At 62.1% G+C, this 17,661-nt stretch carries 14 protein-coding genes and 2 pseudogenes; 4 read left to right on the plus strand and 12 right to left on the minus strand.

Going from position 1 to position 17,661, the window contains the following annotated elements:
* From HMPREF2914_RS13045 to rpmH, 11 genes are all read right to left on the minus strand, one after another.
* Positions 1-489 (minus strand): FoF1 ATP synthase subunit A (locus tag HMPREF2914_RS13045; RefSeq protein ID WP_139148207.1); only part of this gene is annotated, 489 nt, incomplete at its 3' end.
* A gap of 16 nt (positions 490-505) precedes the next feature.
* Entirely contained in the window at positions 506-886 is a 381-nt protein-coding gene (locus tag HMPREF2914_RS13050; RefSeq protein WP_003097239.1) for a F0F1 ATP synthase subunit I, read from the minus strand.
* A 163-nt stretch (positions 887-1,049) separates the two neighbouring features.
* Complete coding sequence (locus tag HMPREF2914_RS13055; protein ID WP_023092812.1) at positions 1,050-1,922, minus strand: ParB/RepB/Spo0J family partition protein; 873 nt, start codon at positions 1,920-1,922, stop codon at positions 1,050-1,052.
* A 9-nt stretch (positions 1,923-1,931) separates the two neighbouring features.
* Positions 1,932-2,720 (minus strand): chromosome partitioning protein Soj, encoded by a 789-nt coding sequence (gene soj / locus HMPREF2914_RS13060; RefSeq protein WP_003097243.1) that lies wholly within the window; start codon positions 2,718-2,720, stop codon positions 1,932-1,934.
* Positions 2,721-2,738: 18 nt separating this feature from the next.
* Positions 2,739-3,383, minus strand: coding sequence for a 16S rRNA (guanine(527)-N(7))-methyltransferase RsmG (gene rsmG / locus HMPREF2914_RS13065; protein WP_003100242.1), 645 nt, complete (start codon positions 3,381-3,383; stop codon positions 2,739-2,741).
* On the minus strand, positions 3,383-5,275 hold the full coding sequence (mnmG, locus tag HMPREF2914_RS13070; RefSeq protein ID WP_023092813.1) for a tRNA uridine-5-carboxymethylaminomethyl(34) synthesis enzyme MnmG: 1,893 nt from the start codon (positions 5,273-5,275) through the stop codon (positions 3,383-3,385). The genes rsmG and mnmG overlap by 1 nt, the downstream gene beginning before the upstream one ends.
* Positions 5,276-5,748: 473 nt before the next feature.
* Positions 5,749-5,973 carry a hypothetical protein gene (locus HMPREF2914_RS32755; RefSeq protein WP_003097251.1) on the minus strand — a complete coding sequence of 75 codons (225 nt, stop codon included), beginning with the start codon at positions 5,971-5,973 and terminating at the stop codon, positions 5,749-5,751.
* Positions 5,974-6,455: 482 nt separating this feature from the next.
* Entirely contained in the window at positions 6,456-7,823 is a 1,368-nt protein-coding gene (gene mnmE / locus HMPREF2914_RS13080; RefSeq protein WP_023092814.1) for a tRNA uridine-5-carboxymethylaminomethyl(34) synthesis GTPase MnmE, read from the minus strand.
* Positions 7,824-7,893: 70 nt separating this feature from the next.
* Entirely contained in the window at positions 7,894-9,630 is a 1,737-nt protein-coding gene (yidC, locus tag HMPREF2914_RS13085) for a membrane protein insertase YidC (RefSeq protein ID WP_003097255.1), read from the minus strand.
* A gap of 240 nt (positions 9,631-9,870) precedes the next feature.
* Positions 9,871-10,278, minus strand: coding sequence for a ribonuclease P protein component (rnpA, locus tag HMPREF2914_RS13090; RefSeq protein ID WP_023092815.1), 408 nt, complete (start codon positions 10,276-10,278; stop codon positions 9,871-9,873).
* 14 nt (positions 10,279-10,292) lie between these two features.
* Positions 10,293-10,427, minus strand: coding sequence for a 50S ribosomal protein L34 (rpmH, locus tag HMPREF2914_RS13095; protein WP_003100258.1), 135 nt, complete (start codon positions 10,425-10,427; stop codon positions 10,293-10,295).
* Positions 10,428-10,952: 525 nt separating this feature from the next.
* Between rpmH and dnaA the strand changes: the two genes are divergently transcribed.
* The 4 genes and pseudogenes from dnaA (at position 10,953) to gyrB (ending at position 17,165) form a co-directional block, all read left to right on the plus strand.
* Positions 10,953-12,497 (plus strand): chromosomal replication initiator protein DnaA, encoded by a 1,545-nt coding sequence (gene dnaA, locus HMPREF2914_RS13100; RefSeq protein ID WP_023083824.1) that lies wholly within the window; start codon positions 10,953-10,955, stop codon positions 12,495-12,497.
* Positions 12,498-12,525: 28 nt separating this feature from the next.
* A complete protein-coding gene (gene dnaN, locus HMPREF2914_RS13105; protein ID WP_003097262.1) occupies positions 12,526-13,629 on the plus strand; it encodes a DNA polymerase III subunit beta in 1,104 nt (367 codons plus the stop codon).
* A 9-nt stretch (positions 13,630-13,638) separates the two neighbouring features.
* Positions 13,639-14,741 (plus strand): annotated as a pseudogene (gene recF, locus HMPREF2914_RS13110) (DNA replication/repair protein RecF).
* Positions 14,742-14,744: 3 nt separating this feature from the next.
* Positions 14,745-17,165 carry a DNA topoisomerase (ATP-hydrolyzing) subunit B gene (gyrB, locus tag HMPREF2914_RS13115; RefSeq protein WP_003097268.1) on the plus strand — a complete coding sequence of 807 codons (2,421 nt, stop codon included), beginning with the start codon at positions 14,745-14,747 and terminating at the stop codon, positions 17,163-17,165.
* A gap of 209 nt (positions 17,166-17,374) precedes the next feature.
* Here the strand turns inward: gyrB and HMPREF2914_RS31535 are convergent.
* Positions 17,375-17,661, minus strand: a pseudogene (locus HMPREF2914_RS31535) (transposase); the annotation flags it as partial.

The raw sequence follows: 17,661 nt of genomic DNA on the forward strand, positions 1-17,661 counted from the left end.
GAACACCGAGATCGACAGGCCGAGGGTGGCGTTCGGGTCGGTGGTGGCCACCGCGCGGAAGAACAGGTGCTCGTCGCCGGTGATCTTCGCGGCCAGCATCGGCAGGTAGTCCACCGGAACCAGGTCGATCAGGTTGAGCAGGAAGATCCAGACGAACACGGTCAGGGCCAGGGGCGCGATCAACGGGTTGCGCCCGTGGAAGGTGTCCTTGACGCTGGTGTCGACGAACTCGACCATCACCTCGACGAAGTTCTGCAGTCCACCCGGCTGGCCGCTGGTGGCCTTCTTGGCTGCCAGGCGGAAGATGAACAGGAACACCACGCCGAGCAGTACCGACCAGCCCAGGGTGTCTACGTGGAATGCCCAGAAGCCCATTTCCTTGGCTTGCTCGGCGGTGTGGGCGAACCCCCAATCACCATTAGGCAGACGCCCGAAGGTCAGGTTCTGCAAGTGGTGCTGGATGTAACCCGAAGCGGTTTCTGCTGCCATGTTTGCCTCAATCGCTCTAAGGTCTTGTAAATGTTTTTCCCATCAGCAGGGGTGCGCACCAGCTGACCATCAGGGTCAGCAGATAGACACCGAACAGAGCCGGCGCCATCAGTGGCTTCACGCCTGCGAACGCCAGTGCGAAGAGCACCGCCGTCAGAATCAGTTTCCCGGCTTCGCCCGCATAGAAAGAGCGAACGATTTCCCGGGCAGCCCGCGCTCCGCTGAAACGGAACGCTTTGTAGGCGAAATAACAATTCGGCAACCAGGCGATCATCCCTCCCAGCAGTCCGGAATATCCGGCTACCGGTCCCCAAGAAATCCACAGGGAGATCGCAGCAACAAGCACTACTACCAGTTGGACGAGCAGCAATCTGAATGCCGGCAGGCGACTTGGCATGCGGGACTCCATCGCGCTCTCAGTCTTCTGGTGTCGGCACTGCCAAATCAACGACTTGGCATAAAAAGTGCCCACAAAATAGCGCGCAGAGTATAGGGGGGGAGTCCCCCCTGTTCAACTGGCTGGTAGTGATTTCCGACTACCCGCTACAACCCAAAGTGTGTCAACGGATGTGGGCGAGAACGCCCTGCAGTTCATCCAGGGAGCTGTAGCGGATGACCAGCTGTCCCTTGCCCTTCTGACCATGCCGGATCTGCACCGAAGCGCCCAGGCGCTCGGCCAGGCGCTGTTCCAGGCGGGCGATGTCCGGGTCGCTCTTGACCGGTCCCGCAGGCTTGCTCGGGGCATGCGTCCACTGCCGAACCAGGGCTTCGGTCTGACGTACGGTCAGCCCATGTGCGACAACATGTCGCGCCCCTTCCACCTGCCGTTCTGCCGGCAGACCGAGGAGCGCACGGGCATGGCCCATTTCCAGGTCGCCATGGGAAAGCAGGGTCTTGATCTCTTCCGGCAGGCCGATCAGGCGCAGCAGGTTGGTAATGGTCGCGCGCGACTTGCCGACCGCTTCCGCGACCTGCTGCTGGGTCAGCTGGAACTCCTGCTGCAGGCGTTGCAGGGCAGCGGCTTCCTCGATCGGGTTGAGGTCCTCGCGCTGGATGTTCTCGATCAGCGCCATGGCGATGGCCGCTTCGTCCGGCACGTCGCGCACCAGCGCCGGGATCTTTTCCAGTCCGGCCTGCTGGCTGGCCCGCCAGCGCCGCTCGCCGGCGATGATCTCGTAGCGGCCATTGGCGATCGGCCGCACCACGATGGGCTGCATCACGCCCTGGGCCTTGATCGACTGCGCCAGTTCCTCCAGCGCCTGAGGGTCCATGTCGCGACGCGGCTGGTACTTGCCGCGCTGCATCAGGTCGAGGGGGATCTGCTGCAACTCGCGGCGGTCGGCCTGTACGGCTTCTTCCTGCAGTTTGGCGGGACTCGAGCCGCCCAGCAGGGCATCGAGCCCGCGTCCCAGTCCACGTTTCTTGGCTGCCATGCGGGTTCCTTATGCGGTTGCGGCGCGGCCTTTGGCGCGCTGGCGGCGGACCAGCTCGCCGGCCAGCGCCAGGTAGGCGATGGCGCCGCGGGATTGCTTGTCGTAAACCAGCGCCGGCATGCCGAAGCTGGGGGCTTCGGCGAGGCGCACGTTACGCGGGATGACGGTGCTGTAGAGGGTGTCGCCGAAATGCTCCTGCAACTGCGCGGAGACATCGTTGGTCAGGCTGATGCGCGGATCGTACATGGTCCGCAACAGCCCCTCGATCTTCAGCGTCGGGTTGAGCAACTGGCCGATGCGCTGGATGCTGTTCATCAGGTCGGTCAGCCCCTCCAGCGCGTAGTACTCGCACTGCATGGGGATGATCACGCCGTCGGCGGCGGTCAGCGCGTTGACGGTGAGCATCGACAGCGACGGCGGGCAGTCGATGAGGATGTAGTCGTAGTTCTCGCGGATCGGCGCCAGCGCGTTGCGCAGGCGATTTTCCTTCATGTCCATTTCCAGCAGCACCACTTCCGCGGCGGTCAGGTCGCGGTTGGCCGGCAACAACTGGTAGCCGCCGTGTTCGGAGAACTGCATGGCCTCGGCGAGGTTGCACTCACCGGTGAGCACGTCGTAGATGGAGTGCTCCAGGTTGTGCTTGTCGATGCCGCTGCCGGTGGTGGCGTTGCCCTGGGGATCCAGGTCCAGCAGGAGGACGCGGCGCTTGGTCGCCACGAGGGAGGCCGCGAGGTTGATACAGGTCGTGGTCTTGCCGACACCGCCTTTCTGGTTGGCGATCGCGAATACCTTAGCCATGGTTATCCCTGTTCCCCCTCATGCTGTGCGCCGCAGTATCAGCAGATGCCGCTGACCTTGGCAACCGGGTACCGCCAGCGCGTGCTCGGCTTCGACCCGGAAATCCTCCGGGAGTGCCGCCAGCTCTTCGTTCGGATGCACGCCCTTCATCGCCAGCCAGCGGGTTTCCTGGCCACCGAGGTGGCGGGTCCAGTTGGCGAAGTCCTCCAGGCTGCTGAAAGCGCGGGAAACGATGCCATCGAAGGGGCTCTCGGGACGGAAGGCTTCCACCCGGCTGTGCACGACTTCGAGGTTGGCCAGCTTCAGCTCGAGCTTCACCTGGGTCAGGAAGCGGGTCTTCTTGCCGTTGCTGTCGAGCAAGGTCAGGCGCTTTTCCGGGAACAGGATGGCCAGCGGCACGCCGGGCATGCCGCCGCCGCTGCCGACATCCAGCCAGTTATCCCCAGCCTCGGCGTAAGGCACGATGCTCAGGCTGTCGAGCAGGTGGCGCGAAACCATCTCGTCCGGGTCGCGTACGGCGGTCAGGTTGTAGGCCTTGTTCCATTTGATCAGCAGGGCCAAGTAGGCCAGCAGCTGGCGTTGCTTGTCGGCGTCGAGGGCGACGCCTAGCTCGTCAGCACCGCGCGCGAGTTCGTCGGCGTGGTGTTGGGTTACCGCAGACATCAAGCGCTCTGCTCCAGTTGGCGGCCAGAGGCACGCTTCTTCAGGTGGATCAACAACAGCGAAATCGCAGCCGGCGTGACGCCGGGGATTCGCGAAGCCTGTCCGAGGGTTTCCGGACGGGCCTGGTTCAGCTTGTTCTGGATTTCCTTCGACAGGCCGGAAATCCCCAGGTAATCGATATCCACAGGCAGGCGGGTATCTTCGCTGGCGCGCAGCCGGGCGATTTCCTCCTGCTGGCGGTCGATGTAGCCGGCGTACTTGGTGCGAATCTCCACCTGCTCGGCCACCTGGGGGTTATCCACAGCGTCGCCGGTGATCTCCACCAGGCCGGCGTAATCGATCTCGGGGCGGCTCAGCAGGTTGAGCAGGTTGTATTCATGGGTCAGCGGCGTACCGAAGCGCTCGGCGATGGCGTCGCCCTGCGGGGTATTCGGCCGCACCCAGGTGCTCTTCAGCCGCTGTTCCTCGCGTTCGATACCTTCGCGCTTGGTTTCGAAGGCAGCCCAGCGCCGATCGTCGACAAGGCCCAGCTCGCGTCCCTTCTCGGTGAGACGCAGGTCGGCGTTGTCCTCGCGGAGGATCAGGCGGTATTCCGCCCGCGAGGTGAACATGCGGTACGGCTCCTGGGTGCCGAGCGTGATCAGGTCGTCCACCAGCACGCCGATGTAGGCCTCGTCGCGGCGCGGGCACCAGCTGTCCTTGCCTTGCGAACGCAACGCAGCATTGGCGCCGGCCAGCAGGCCCTGGGCGCCAGCTTCCTCGTAGCCGGTGGTGCCGTTGATCTGGCCGGCGAAGAACAGGCCGCCGATGACCTTGGTCTCCAGGCTGTACCTGAGATCGCGGGGATCGAAGAAGTCGTACTCGATCGCATAGCCCGGCCGCACGATGTGGGCGTTTTCCATGCCACGGATGGAACGCACGATCTGCAGTTGCACGTCGAACGGCAGGGACGTGGAAATGCCGTTGGGATACAGCTCGTGGGTCGTCAGGCCTTCCGGCTCGAGGAAGACCTGGTGGCTTTCCTTGTCGGCGAAGCGATGGATCTTGTCTTCGATCGAAGGGCAGTAGCGCGGGCCGATGCCTTCGATCACACCGGAATACATCGGCGAACGATCGAGATTGGCGGCGATGATCTCGTGGGTCCGGGCGTTGGTATGGGTGATCCAGCAACTGACCTGCTCGGGATGCTGTTCCTTCGAACCGAGGAAGGACATCACCGGGATCGGCGTGTCGCCCGGCTGCTCGGTCATCACCGAGAAGTCCACGCTGCGCCCGTCGATCCGCGGCGGCGTACCGGTCTTCAGCCGGCCGACCCGCAGCGGCAATTCACGCAGACGACGCGCCAGTGCGATGGACGGCGGGTCGCCGGCGCGTCCGCCTGAGTAGTTCTCCAGGCCGATGTGGATAAGTCCGCCGAGGAAGGTGCCGGTAGTCAGGACCACGTTGTCGGCATGGAAGCGCAGTCCCATCTGGGTCACTACGCCGCGGACCTGATCCTGCTCGACGATCAGGTCGTCGCAGGCCTGCTGGAATATCCACAGGTTCGGCTGGTTTTCCAGTGTATGGCGGATAGCGGCCTTATAGAGCACGCGATCGGCTTGTGCACGAGTGGCGCGCACTGCCGGCCCCTTGCGGCTGTTAAGGATGCGGAACTGGATACCGCCCTTGTCGGTGGCTTCGGCCATGGCGCCGCCAAGGGCGTCGATTTCCTTGACCAGATGGCTCTTGCCGATGCCGCCGATGGCGGGGTTGCAGCTCATCTGCCCCAGGGTTTCCACATTGTGGGTCAACAGCAGGGTTTTCACACCCATGCGCGCAGCCGCGAGTGCGGCTTCGGTGCCTGCATGGCCACCGCCGATCACGATTACGTCAAAACGGGTAGGAAAATCCACCACGCACCTCGGCCTGTTCAGAAGCAGGAATTCAGGAAAGCCGGACAGTATAAGGATTTAGCGAACCTGAATGAAGACTCCTGGACAAAAAATAGCCAATCCAGATCGAGGGAGCAAAACGGCTCGGCGGGCTTACAAAAAATAAAAGGAAAGGAATGTTTATATCTTTTTAGAACTTGTGTTTATTACTTAGCAGCGGCTTTTCTGTTGATAAGTACGTCGAGCCCAGTAAAGACATAGCCTGTAGCGAATGATAAGGCTGTCCCAAACCCTATCTGGGCCCTGTTGATAAGCGTTTTTTAGCTGTGGATGGAATGGCTCGTTATCAACATGTGGAGTTATGCACAGAGCTTCGGCGGGTTTATCTACCCTCCTGTCCCTGGGGTTTTCCACAGGTTTCAGGCGAGCGTATCCGGGCCGCGGCAGGACCGCAGCCAGGTAGGAAGAAGGAGGTGGAAAGGCGTGGGAAAGGCTCAGTCGTTGCCGCTTTCCAGCGTATCGATGGATGACGACAGGCGCTCGAAGCGGCGCTTGGCGGAGACCTGGAAATCCCGCTCGGAGCCCTCGTTAGCGGGTTTGCGCAGCAGTAGCCGAGCACTGAGCCCGCTAGTGCGGTCGTAACTGCCGAACCAGTCGATCATCTGTCCGACATGGCATTCGCCGCCGAGCCATACCGCCAGGTTGGCTACGATCTCCATGTTGTAGTGTCCGAGTGCTCGCCCTGGGACGCCTTGGGAGCCGAAGGCGAGGGCCGCGCCTGGCCGGTATCGACGGAGTCCAGGGTCTGCAACAGCTCTTTTCGCAGAATCTCTTCCAGGCTTGTGGGTAAATCGCTTACCGGGTTGTCTTGCGTGCACGGAACGTCCCGGCGCGTGGCGATAGCGCCAGGCGAGACAACGGGATAGATACGCCGTTCGAGAGGGAGATTGACCACAGCGCAGCGCCTTCGCGGACTCCGGATCGGAGCGCGGTGCCTGTGCATAAACCTCTCCCAGGTGGATATCCATCCCATGCAGACCGACATCGGCGCAGATGGTTTTCTCGGGGACGAAGCGGCGCGCCGGCAATCCATGCCTGCGTGGTTGAGTGTCGGCGGCAAGGGGCACAGTGAAAGGAAAGTACGCAGAACCGGAGCGAACCTTGCCCTGGTTATCCACAACTCGGCGTGGGCCGAGCCCCATTACTTGCCGATGCAGAAACTCGAGAAGATGCGACCCAGCAGGTCGTCGGGGGTGAATGCGCCGGTGATTTCACCCAGGTGCTGCTGGGCCTGGCGCAGATTCTCGGCCAGCAGCTCGCCTGCGCCATTGTGGATAAGTTGGCTGTGGCCATGCTCCAGCGCCTGGCCAGCCTGGCGCAGCGCCTCCAGGTGGCGCCGGCGGGCGCTGAAACCGCTTTCCGCGGTCTGTTCGAAGCCCATGCAGGCCTTCAGGTGTTCGCGCAGCAGCTCCAGGCCGGCGCCGGTGCGCGCCGAGAGGGTGATGGTGACGTGGCCGTCCGCGCTTTCCTCGAGGCCAATGGACTCTGTGGACAAATCCGCCTTGTTGCGGATCAGGGTGACCTTGCCCGGTTCCGGTCGCTGGTCGAGAAACTCCGGCCATAGGGAAAACGGGTCCGCTGCTTCCGGGGCGGTGGCGTCCACCACCAGCAGCACGCGATCGGCTTCGCCGATGGCTTTCAGCGCACGTTCCACGCCGATCTTTTCCACATGGTCCTCGGTATCCCGCAGGCCTGCGGTGTCCACCACATGCAGGGGCATGCCATCGATGTGGATATGTTCGCGCAGTACATCGCGGGTGGTGCCGGCTATGTCCGTGACGATGGCCGCCTCGCGACCGGCCAGGGCATTCAGCAGGCTGGACTTGCCGGCATTCGGTCGTCCGGCGATGACCACGGTCATGCCGTCGCGCAGCAGGGCGCCTTGGGAAGCTTCGCGCTGCACTGTGGATAATTCTGTGCGTACTTTTTCCAGAAGCCCCAGTACATGGCCATCGGCGAGGAAGTCGATTTCTTCCTCGGGGAAGTCGATGGCGGCTTCAACATAGATGCGCAGGGAAATCAGTTGCTCGGTCAATGCATGTACCCGGCGCGAGAATTCGCCCTGCAGGGAACGCAATGCATTGCGCGCGGCCTGCTCCGAGCTGGCCTCGATCAGATCGGCGATGGCTTCGGCCTGGGCCAGGTCGAGCTTGTCGTTGAGGAACGCGCGCTCGCTGAACTCGCCCGGTCGCGCCTGGCGGGCACCCAGTTCCAGACAACGCTGCACCAGCAGGTCGAGTACCACGGGGCCGCCGTGCCCCTGCAGTTCGAGTACGTCTTCGCCGGTGAACGAGTTCGGGCCGGGGAAATACAGTGACAGGCCTTCGTCGATCACCTGCCCACCGGCATCGAGGAACGGTCCGTAATGCGCATGCCGGGCTTTCAGCTGGCGTCCGCTCACGGCCACGGCCATCTGTCCGGCGAGGGGGCCGGAGACGCGGACGATTCCCACGCCGCCGCGGCCCTGGGCAGTAGCTATCGCGACGATGGTTTCGGTGGCGGCTTGCATGTGGATATCTCCGGATAGCAAGACGCCCCTCGAGGGGGCGTCTTGTTGTGGACAGTTTTCGCGATAGACGTCAGGCGGTCTTCGCGGCTGCCTCGATCTTGCGGGTAATGTACCACTGCTGAGCGATCGACAGGCAGTTGTTGACCACCCAGTACAGCACCAGACCGGCTGGGAACCAGAGGAAGAAGAAGGTGAAGATGATCGGCATCAGCTTCATCACCTTGGCCTGCATCGGGTCCGGCGGGGTCGGGTTGAGCATCTGCTGGATCAGCATGGTGCCGCCCATGACGATCGGCAGGATGAAGAACGGATCCTTCACCGACAGGTCGGTGATCCAGCCGAGCCACGGCGCCTGGCGCATTTCCACGCTTTCCAGGAGTACCCAGTAGAGGGAGAGGAAGACCGGCATCTGGACCAGGATCGGCAGGCAGCCGCCCAGCGGATTGATCTTCTCCTTCTTGTACAGCTCCATCATCGCCTGGGACATCTTCTGCCGATCGTCGCCGTGCTGTTCCTTGATCGCCTGCATCTTCGGCGACACCGCGCGCATGCGCGCCATCGAACGGTAGCTGGCGGCGGACAACGGGAAGAAGGCCAGCTTGATCAGGACGGTCAGGGCGATGATCGACCAGCCCCAGTTGCCGATCAGGCTGTGGATATGTTGCAGCAGCCAGAAGATCGGCTGGGCGATGAACCAGAGGAAACCGTAGTCGACGGTCAGTTCCAGGCCCGGGGAGAGTTCCTTCAGGTGCTTCTGGAGTTTCGGGCCGGCATACAGGGTCAGGTCGGTTTCCACCTTGCTACCCGCCGGAACGCTCAGGGTCGGGCCGGTGAAACCGACGATGTAGTTGCCCTGGCCGTCCTTGCGGGTCATGACCTGGTGCTGCTCGCCCTTGGTCGGAACCCAGGCGGTCACGAAGTAGTGTTGCAGCCAGGCGACCCAGCCACCCTGCACGGACTCCTTGAACTGTTCCTTGTCCATGTCCTTGGTGGAGATCTTCTTGTACGGCGAATCCGGGGTCCAGACCGCGGCGCCGAGGTAGGTGGACACCCCGGTGGCGGTGGTCGAGGACGGGTCGGCGCTGCCGTCGCGCTTGAGCTGGGCGAACAGGTTGCCGCTCCAGGTCTTGCCGCTCTGGTTGTCGATCAGGTAGCTGACGCCGACCTGATAGGCGTTTTCATTGATGCACTCGATCTTCTTCTGAGCCTTTTCCTTGTCCGAGCAATCGGCTTTCAGGCCACGGTGGAAGGTGAAGCGCTTGATGTAGTTGACACCGTCGTGGCTGAAGCTCAGGTCCACGACCAGTTCGTTCTGGCCGTCGGCCAACTGGTAGCTGCTCTGCGCACTGTGGAACAGCGGGCGGCCGGCGCTGCTGGCGTCCGGGCCGTCGGCACCGGTGAGGCCGCTCTGCGCCAGGTAGGTACGTTCGCGACCGTTGTCGAACAGCGGGAACGGCACGTCCGGACGGTCCAGGCGGCGCGGATACTGCAACAGGCCGAGCTGGACGATATCGCCGCCACGGGGATCGATGGCCAGGTCGAGGACGTCGGTCTTCACCTGGATCAGCTTGTCGCTGACCGCAACCGGCTTGTCGGCGGCTTCGCTGCCGGCCGCGCTGCTCTGGGCAGTGGGAACGTCACTGCTGGTGCCCGAGGCGGACGGAGTGTCCGGCAGGCCTTGCGTGGTGTTCATCGAAGCGCTGGCGGCGGGCAGCTCAGGCTGACCGTAATCCTTGTTCCACTGGAGAACCAGCAGGTAGGACACGACTGCAAGGGCGACGATGAGAATCGAGCGTTGAATGTCCATGGTTACTCGGCCATCGAGAAAGGGCGGTGCTTGAAGGAAACTGACAGTAGCAGATCGCGGCTACGGGATTGCCAGTGATGGAGCCGAGTGGAGGAAACCGCACTCGGGCGACCATTGCGTCGCGGGCCATGCTGCGCGATAGCCTCGTACGCTAGGGAAGTACAACTTGGCTGGGAACGACGGTGCCGGGTCATCGAAGGGGGGATGACACTACAGGGATCGGGATGCGCGGGCATCGACCTATGCATGAGTACCGTCGGCCACGCCAGGGGCGTCAGCAGGGCTTTCCGTGCGAGGTCGATTGCGCAACAGGCGTTTCCAGAGCTTGCCGAACTGCTGGTGCAGCTCCGGATTTTCCAGTTCGCCCAGGCCTTTGCGCGCGATCACCACGATATCCCAGCCAGCCAGGACTTCCTGGTTATGGCGGAACGATTCGCGGATCAGGCGTTTGAGGCGATTGCGCTGGACGGCGAGCTTGACGTTCTTCTTGCCGATCACCAGGCCCAGGCGGGGGTGATCGAGACCGTTCTCGCGCGCCAGCAGCAGGACGTGCTTGCCGGGGACCTTGCCGGTCGGAGAGTCGAAGACTGCGCTGAATTGCCGGGCTGTCAGTAGACGCTTGTCCCGGTCGAAGTCCCGACTCACCACCCGTACCGGATAAATCAGACGGTCAGACGCTTACGGCCTTTGGCGCGACGACGCGACAGAACCTGACGGCCGTTCTTGGTGGCCATACGGGCGCGGAAACCGTGGACGCGAGCGCGCTTGAGGGTGCTGGGTTGGAAAGTACGTTTCATGATTCGGTACCTGGGTTGACGACTTGAGGTCGCAGTGACCCCGTTTAAAGAGACCGGCGATTCTAGTGAAATCGAACGGGCAGGTCAATTTCCAACCAGCGATGACGTAATAGATAGATACAAGGAAGTCATTTTTCTTTTAAAGGATAGAAACGGTTAATGCTCTTGGGACGGCGCTTTTCTGTGCATAACTCGACGAAGCCCAGCAACTGCGTGTTTCTCCGGCAGGCAAAAGGTTGTCGAGAACCGGTGTCGAGGCTGTTTCCTTCCTGAGCGAAGCCTGGGGATGAACGAGATGGTTATCCACAGCGGTTTTTTCCACACGGCTGTGCGCAGGGATGTACCCCCTTCAAAGCAAGGGTTATCCACAAAGTACAGGACGACCGTCCGTCGGCCTGCCTGCTTTTATTAAGGTCTTGATTTGCTTGGGGCCTCAGCGCATCGGCATGTGGATAAGTCCGGCCCGTCCGGCTACAATAGGCGCTTATTTCGTTGTGCCGCCTTTCCAATCTTTGGGGGATATCCGTGTCCGTGGAACTTTGGCAGCAGTGCGTGGATCTTCTCCGCGATGAGCTGCCGTCCCAACAATTCAACACCTGGATCCGTCCCTTGCAGGTCGAAGCCGAAGGCGACGAATTGCGTGTGTATGCACCCAACCGTTTCGTCCTCGATTGGGTGAACGAGAAATACCTCGGTCGGCTTCTGGAACTGCTCGGTGAACGCGGCGAGGGTCAGTTGCCCGCCCTTTCCTTATTAATAGGCAGCAAGCGTAGCCGTACGCCGCGCGCCGCCATCGTCCCATCGCAGACCCACGTGGCTCCCCCGCCTCCGGTTGCTCCGCCGCCGGCGCCAGTGCAGCCGGTATCGGCCGCGCCCGTGGTGGTGCCACGTGAAGAGCTGCCGCCAGTGACGACGGCTCCCAGCGTGTCGAGCGACCCCTACGAGGCGGAAGAACCCAGCATCGATCCGCTGGCCGCCGCCATGCCGGCCGGAGCCGCGCCTGCGGTACGCACCGAGCGCAACGTCCAGGTCGAAGGCGCGCTGAAGCACACCAGCTATCTCAACCGTACCTTCACCTTCGAGAACTTCGTCGAGGGCAAGTCCAACCAGTTGGCCCGTGCCGCCGCCTGGCAGGTGGCGGACAACCTCAAGCACGGCTACAACCCGCTGTTCCTCTACGGTGGCGTCGGCCTGGGCAAGACCCACCTGATGCATGCGGTGGGCAACCACCTGCTGAAGAAGAACCCGAACGCCAAGGTGGTTTACCTGCATTCGGAACGTTTCGTCGCGGACATGGTGAAGGCCTTGCAGCTCAACGCCATCAACGAATTCAAGCGCTTCTACCGCTCGGTGGACGCACTGTTGATCGACGACATCCAGTTCTTCGCCCGTAAGGAGCGCTCCCAGGAGGAGTTCTTCCACACCTTCAATGCCCTTCTCGAAGGCGGCCAGCAGGTGATCCTCACCAGCGACCGCTATCCGAAGGAAATCGAAGGCCTGGAAGAGCGGCTGAAGTCCCGCTTCGGCTGGGGCCTGACGGTGGCCGTCGAGCCGCCGGAACTGGAAACCCGGGTGGCGATCCTGATGAAGAAGGCTGAGCAGGCGAAGATCGAGCTGCCGCACGATGCGGCCTTCTTCATCGCCCAGCGCATCCGTTCCAACGTGCGCGAACTGGAAGGTGCGCTGAAGCGGGTGATCGCCCACTCGCACTTCATGGGCCGGCCGATCACCATCGAGCTGATTCGCGAGTCGCTGAAGGACCTGTTGGCCCTTCAGGACAAGCTGGTCAGCATCGACAACATCCAGCGCACCGTCGCCGAGTACTACAAGATCAAGATATCCGATCTGTTGTCCAAGCGGCGTTCGCGCTCGGTGGCGCGCCCGCGCCAGGTGGCCATGGCGCTCTCCAAGGAGCTGACCAACCACAGCCTGCCGGAGATCGGCGTGGCCTTCGGCGGTCGGGATCACACCACGGTGTTGCACGCCTGTCGTAAGATCGCTCAACTTAGGGAATCCGACGCGGATATCCGCGAGGACTACAAGAACCTGCTGCGTACCCTGACAACCTGACGCAGCCCACGAGGCAAGGGACTAGACCATGCATTTCACCATTCAACGCGAAGCCCTGTTGAAACCGCTGCAACTGGTCGCCGGCGTCGTGGAACGCCGCCAGACATTGCCGGTTCTCTCCAACGTCCTGCTGGTGGTCGAAGGCCAGCAACTGTCGCTGACCGGCACCGACCTCGAGGTCGAGCTGGTTGGTCGCGTGGTACTGGAAGATGCCGCCGAACCCGGCGAGATCACCGTACCGGCGCGCAAGCTGATGGACATCTGCAAGAGCCTGCCGAACGACGTGCTGATCGACATCCGTGTCGAAGAGCAGAAACTCCTGGTGAAGGCCGGGCGTAGCCGCTTCACCCTGTCCACCCTGCCGGCCAACGATTTCCCCACCGTAGAGGAAGGTCCCGGCTCGCTGAACTTCAGCATTGCCCAGAGCAAGCTGCGTCGCCTGATCGACCGCACCAGCTTCGCCATGGCCCAGCAGGACGTGCGTTACTACCTCAACGGCATGCTGCTGGAAGTGAACGGTGGCACCCTGCGCTCCGTCGCCACCGACGGCCACCGACTGGCCATGTGCTCGCTGGATGCGCAGATCCCGTCGCAGGACCGCCACCAGGTGATCGTGCCGCGCAAAGGCATCCTCGAACTGGCTCGTCTGCTCACCGAGCAGGACGGCGAAGTCGGCATCGTCCTGGGCCAGCACCATATCCGTGCCACCACTGGCGAATTCACCTTCACTTCGAAGCTGGTGGACGGCAAGTTCCCGGACTACGAACGCGTACTGCCGCGCGGTGGCGACAAGCTGGTGGTCGGCGACCGCCAGCAACTGCGCGAAGCCTTCAGCCGTACCGCGATCCTCTCCAACGAAAAGTACCGCGGCATTCGCCTGCAGCTTTCCAACGGTTTGCTGAAAATCCAGGCGAACAACCCGGAGCAGGAGGAGGCCGAGGAAGAAGTGCAGGTCGAGTACAACGGCGGCAACCTGGAGATCGGCTTCAACGTCAGTTACCTGCTCGACGTGCTGGGTGTGATCGGTACCGAGCAGGTCCGCTTCATCCTTTCCGATTCCAACAGCAGCGCCCTGGTCCACGAGGCCGACAATGACGATTCTGCCTATGTCGTCATGCCGATGCGCCTCTAATCACGCTGAATGTCCCTGACCCGCGTTTCGGTCACCGCGGTGCGCAACCTGCACCCGGTGACCCTCTCCCCCTCCCCTCGCATCAACATCCTCTACGGCGATAATGGCAGCGGCAAGACCAGTGTGCTCGAAGCCATCCACCTGCTGGGCCTGGCGCGTTCATTCCGCAGTGCGCGCTTGCAGCCGGTGATCCAGTATGAGGAAGCGGCCTGCACCGTATTCGGCCAGGTGATGTTGGCCAACGGCATCGCCAGCAACCTGGGGATTTCCCGTGAGCGCCAGGGCGAGTTCACCATCCGCATCGATGGGCAGAATGCCCGGAGTGCGGCTCAATTGGCGGAAACTCTCCCACTGCAACTGATCAACCCGGACAGCTTTCGGTTGCTCGAGGGAGCGCCGAAGATCCGCCGACAGTTCCTCGATTGGGGAGTGTTCCACGTGGAACCTCGGTTTCTGCCCGTCTGGCAGCGCCTGCAGAAGGCGCTGCGCCAGCGGAACTCCTGGCTCCGGCATGGTAAACTGGACCCCGCGTCGCAAGCGGCCTGGGACCGGGAATTGAGCCTGGCCAGCGATGAGATCGATGCCTACCGCAGAAGCTATATCCAGGCGTTGAAACCGGTATTCGAGGAAACACTCGCCGAATTGGTTTCACTGGATGACCTGACCCTTAGCTACTACCGAGGCTGGGACAAGGACCGGGACCTCCTGGAGGTCCTGGCTTCCAGCCTGTTGCGCGACCAGCAGATGGGCCACACCCAGGCGGGACCGCAGCGTGCGGATCTTCGCATACGGTTGGCAGGTCATAACGCTGCGGAGATTCTCTCGCGCGGTCAGCAGAAGCTGGTGGTATGCGCCCTGCGCATCGCCCAAGGCCATCTGATCAATCGCGCCAAGCGCGGACAGTGCGTCTACCTGGTGGACGACCTGCCCTCGGAACTGGATGAGCAGCATCGAATGGCTCTTTGCCGCTTGCTTGAAGATTTGGGTTGCCAGGTATTCATCACCTGCGTGGACCCGCAACTATTGAAAGACGGCTGGCGCACGGATACGCCGGTATCCATGTTCCACGTGGAACATGGAAAAGTCTCTCAGACCACGACCATCGGGAGTGAAGCATGAGCGAGAACAACACGTACGACTCTTCCAGCATCAAGGTGCTGAAGGGGCTGGATGCCGTACGCAAGCGCCCCGGCATGTACATCGGCGACACCGACGATGGCACCGGTCTGCACCACATGGTGTTCGAGGTGGTGGATAACTCCATCGACGAAGCGCTGGCCGGTTACTGCAGCGAAATCAGCATCACCATCCATACGGATGAGTCGATCACTGTCCGCGACAATGGACGCGGTATTCCGGTGGATATCCACAAGGAAGAAGGGGTTTCTGCGGCGGAAGTGATCATGACCGTCCTCCACGCCGGCGGCAAGTTCGACGACAACACCTACAAGGTGTCCGGCGGCTTGCACGGTGTGGGCGTCTCGGTGGTGAACGCGCTTTCCCATGAGCTGCGCCTGACCATCCGTCGCCACAACAAGGTCTGGGAACAGGTCTACCACCACGGCGTTCCGCAGTTCCCACTGCGCGAAGTGGGCGAGACTGATGGCTCCGGTACCGAAGTTCACTTCAAGCCGTCCCCGGAGACCTTCAGCAACATCCACTTCAGTTGGGACATCCTGGCCAAGCGCATCCGCGAGCTGTCCTTCCTCAACTCCGGAGTCGGCATCCTGCTGCGCGACGAGCGTACCGGCAAGGAGGAGCTGTTCAAGTACGAAGGCGGTCTGAAGGCCTTCGTCGAGTACCTGAACACCAACAAGACCGCGGTGAACGAGGTATTCCACTTCAACGTCCAGCGTGAAGAGGACGGCGTGGGTGTGGAAGTCGCCTTGCAGTGGAACGACAGCTTCAACGAGAACCTGCTCTGCTTCACCAACAACATCCCGCAGCGTGACGGCGGCACCCACCTGGCCGGTTTCCGTTCGGCGCTGACGCGTAACCTGAACAACTACATCGAGGCCGAAGGCCTGGCGAAGAAGTTCAAGATCGCCACCACCGGCGACGATGCCCGCGAAGGCCTCACCGCGATCATCTCGGTGAAGGTACCGGACCCGAAGTTCAGCTCGCAGACCAAGGACAAGCTGGTCTCCTCCGAGGTGAAGACTGCGGTGGAACAGGAGATGGGCAAGTACTTCGCCGACTTCCTGCTGGAGAATCCCAACGAAGCCAAGGCCGTGGTCGGCAAGATGATCGACGCCGCCCGTGCCCGCGAGGCCGCGCGCAAGGCGCGCGAGATGACCCGCCGCAAGGGCGCGCTGGACATCGCCGGCCTGCCCGGCAAGCTGGCCGATTGCCAGGAAAAGGACCCGGCGCTCTCCGAACTGTACATCGTGGAGGGTGACTCCGCGGGCGGTTCCGCCAAGCAGGGCCGTAATCGCCGGACCCAGGCGATCCTGCCGCTCAAGGGCAAGATCCTCAACGTCGAGAAGGCACGCTTCGACAAGATGCTCTCCTCCCAGGAGGTCGGTACGCTGATCACCGCCCTGGGCTGTGGCATCGGCCGCGAGGAGTACAACATCGACAAGCTGCGCTACCACAACATCATCATCATGACCGATGCTGACGTCGACGGTTCGCACATCCGCACCCTGCTGTTGACCTTCTTCTTCCGCCAGATGCCCGAGCTGATCGAGCGTGGCTACATCTACATCGCCCAGCCCCCGTTGTACAAGGTCAAGCGCGGCAAGCAGGAGCAGTACATCAAGGACGACCAGGCCATGGAAGAGTACATGACCCAGTCGGCCCTGGAAGACGCCAGCCTGCACGTCAACGAGCACGCTCCGGGCCTGTCCGGGGCAGCGCTGGAGAAACTGGTCAACGAGTATCGCGGGGTGATCGCCACCCTCAAGCGCCTGTCGCGCCTGTACCCCCAGGAGCTGACCGAGCACTTCATCTACCTGCCTACCGTGTCGGTGGACGACCTGGCTAACGAGTCGGCCATGCAGGGCTGGTTGGAGAAGTTCCAGGCGCGCCTGACCGCCGCCGAGAAGTCTGGCCTGACCTACAAGGCCAGCCTGCGCGAAGACCGCGAGCGCCACCTCTGGCTGCCCGAGGTGGAACTGGTGGCCCACGGCCTGTCCAGCTACGTCACCTTCAACCGTGACTTCTTCGCCAGCAATGACTACCGCTCGGTGTCGCTGCTCGGCGACCAGCTGAACAGCCTGCTGGAAGACGGCGCCTACGTGCAGAAGGGTGAGCGCAAGCGCCCGATCAGCGCCTTCAAGGACGGCCTGGACTGGCTGATGGCCGAAGGTACCAAGCGCCACAGCATCCAGCGATACAAGGGGTTGGGCGAGATGAACCCTGAGCAGCTGTGGGAAACCACCATGGATCCGAACGTCCGGCGCATGCTCAAGGTGACCATCGAGGACGCCATCGCCGCCGACCAGATCTTCAACACCCTGATGGGCGATGCCGTGGAGCCGCGCCGCGACTTCATCGAAAGCAACGCGCTGGCGGTGTCGAACCTGGACGTGTGACAGGTTGTAGGCGGGCAAAGTTATTTGCCACTTCGGCCAGAGTTAAGCGGTTCGGCCAAAGTAATTTGCCTGTAGCTTGAAAGTAAAAGCCCCTGCTGACGCGAGTCCGCAGGGGCTTTTTGCTTAGCTGAGGTCTCTACTGGGCTGCGTTCCAATCGGCCAAGAAGGCAACAGTCAGGCGTGACCTGCCCCAGTTTTAGTACCGCTGCCTAGTTAGTAGGCCCTGGGGTTGATATTAATTTTTCCTGCTTCAGCTGCTGCTGGCGAGTTCGCCAACTTGCAGCAAATTCTGCCGGGGTGAGATTGCCAATCGCGCTGTGCGGTCGGTGTTCGTTGTAATCCCGCCGCCAGGCCACGATGCGGATTCTCGCTTCGGCCAGCGAACAGAACCAGTGCTCATTGAGGCATTCGTCCCGGAACTTACCGTTGAACGACTTGATGAAGGCATTCTGCGTGGGCTTACCAGGCTGAATCAGCTTCAGCTTGATGTCGCGCT

Origin of the sequence: Pseudomonas sp. HMSC067G02, assembly GCF_001813485.1 — a bacterium.
GTDB classification, from domain to species: Bacteria; Pseudomonadota; Gammaproteobacteria; order Pseudomonadales; family Pseudomonadaceae; genus Pseudomonas; species Pseudomonas aeruginosa.

Excerpts from the sequence above, each read along its gene's own strand:
- dnaN (WP_003097262.1), top strand. The coding sequence starts at position 12,526 with ATGCATTTCACCATTCAACGCGAAGCCCTGTTGAAACCGCTGCAACTG.
- yidC (WP_003097255.1), bottom strand. The coding sequence starts at position 9,630 with ATGGACATTCAACGCTCGATTCTCATCGTCGCCCTTGCAGTCGTGTCC.
- HMPREF2914_RS13055 (WP_023092812.1), bottom strand. The coding sequence starts at position 1,922 with ATGGCAGCCAAGAAACGTGGACTGGGACGCGGGCTCGATGCCCTGCTG.
- mnmE (WP_023092814.1), bottom strand. The coding sequence starts at position 7,823 with ATGCAAGCCGCCACCGAAACCATCGTCGCGATAGCTACTGCCCAGGGC.
- HMPREF2914_RS13050 (WP_003097239.1), bottom strand. The coding sequence starts at position 886 with ATGCCAAGTCGCCTGCCGGCATTCAGATTGCTGCTCGTCCAACTGGTA.
- soj (WP_003097243.1), bottom strand. The coding sequence starts at position 2,720 with ATGGCTAAGGTATTCGCGATCGCCAACCAGAAAGGCGGTGTCGGCAAG.
- gyrB (WP_003097268.1), top strand. The coding sequence starts at position 14,745 with ATGAGCGAGAACAACACGTACGACTCTTCCAGCATCAAGGTGCTGAAG.
- rpmH (WP_003100258.1), bottom strand. The coding sequence starts at position 10,427 with ATGAAACGTACTTTCCAACCCAGCACCCTCAAGCGCGCTCGCGTCCAC.
- HMPREF2914_RS32755 (WP_003097251.1), bottom strand. The coding sequence starts at position 5,973 with ATGGAGATCGTAGCCAACCTGGCGGTATGGCTCGGCGGCGAATGCCAT.
- rsmG (WP_003100242.1), bottom strand. The coding sequence starts at position 3,383 with ATGTCTGCGGTAACCCAACACCACGCCGACGAACTCGCGCGCGGTGCT.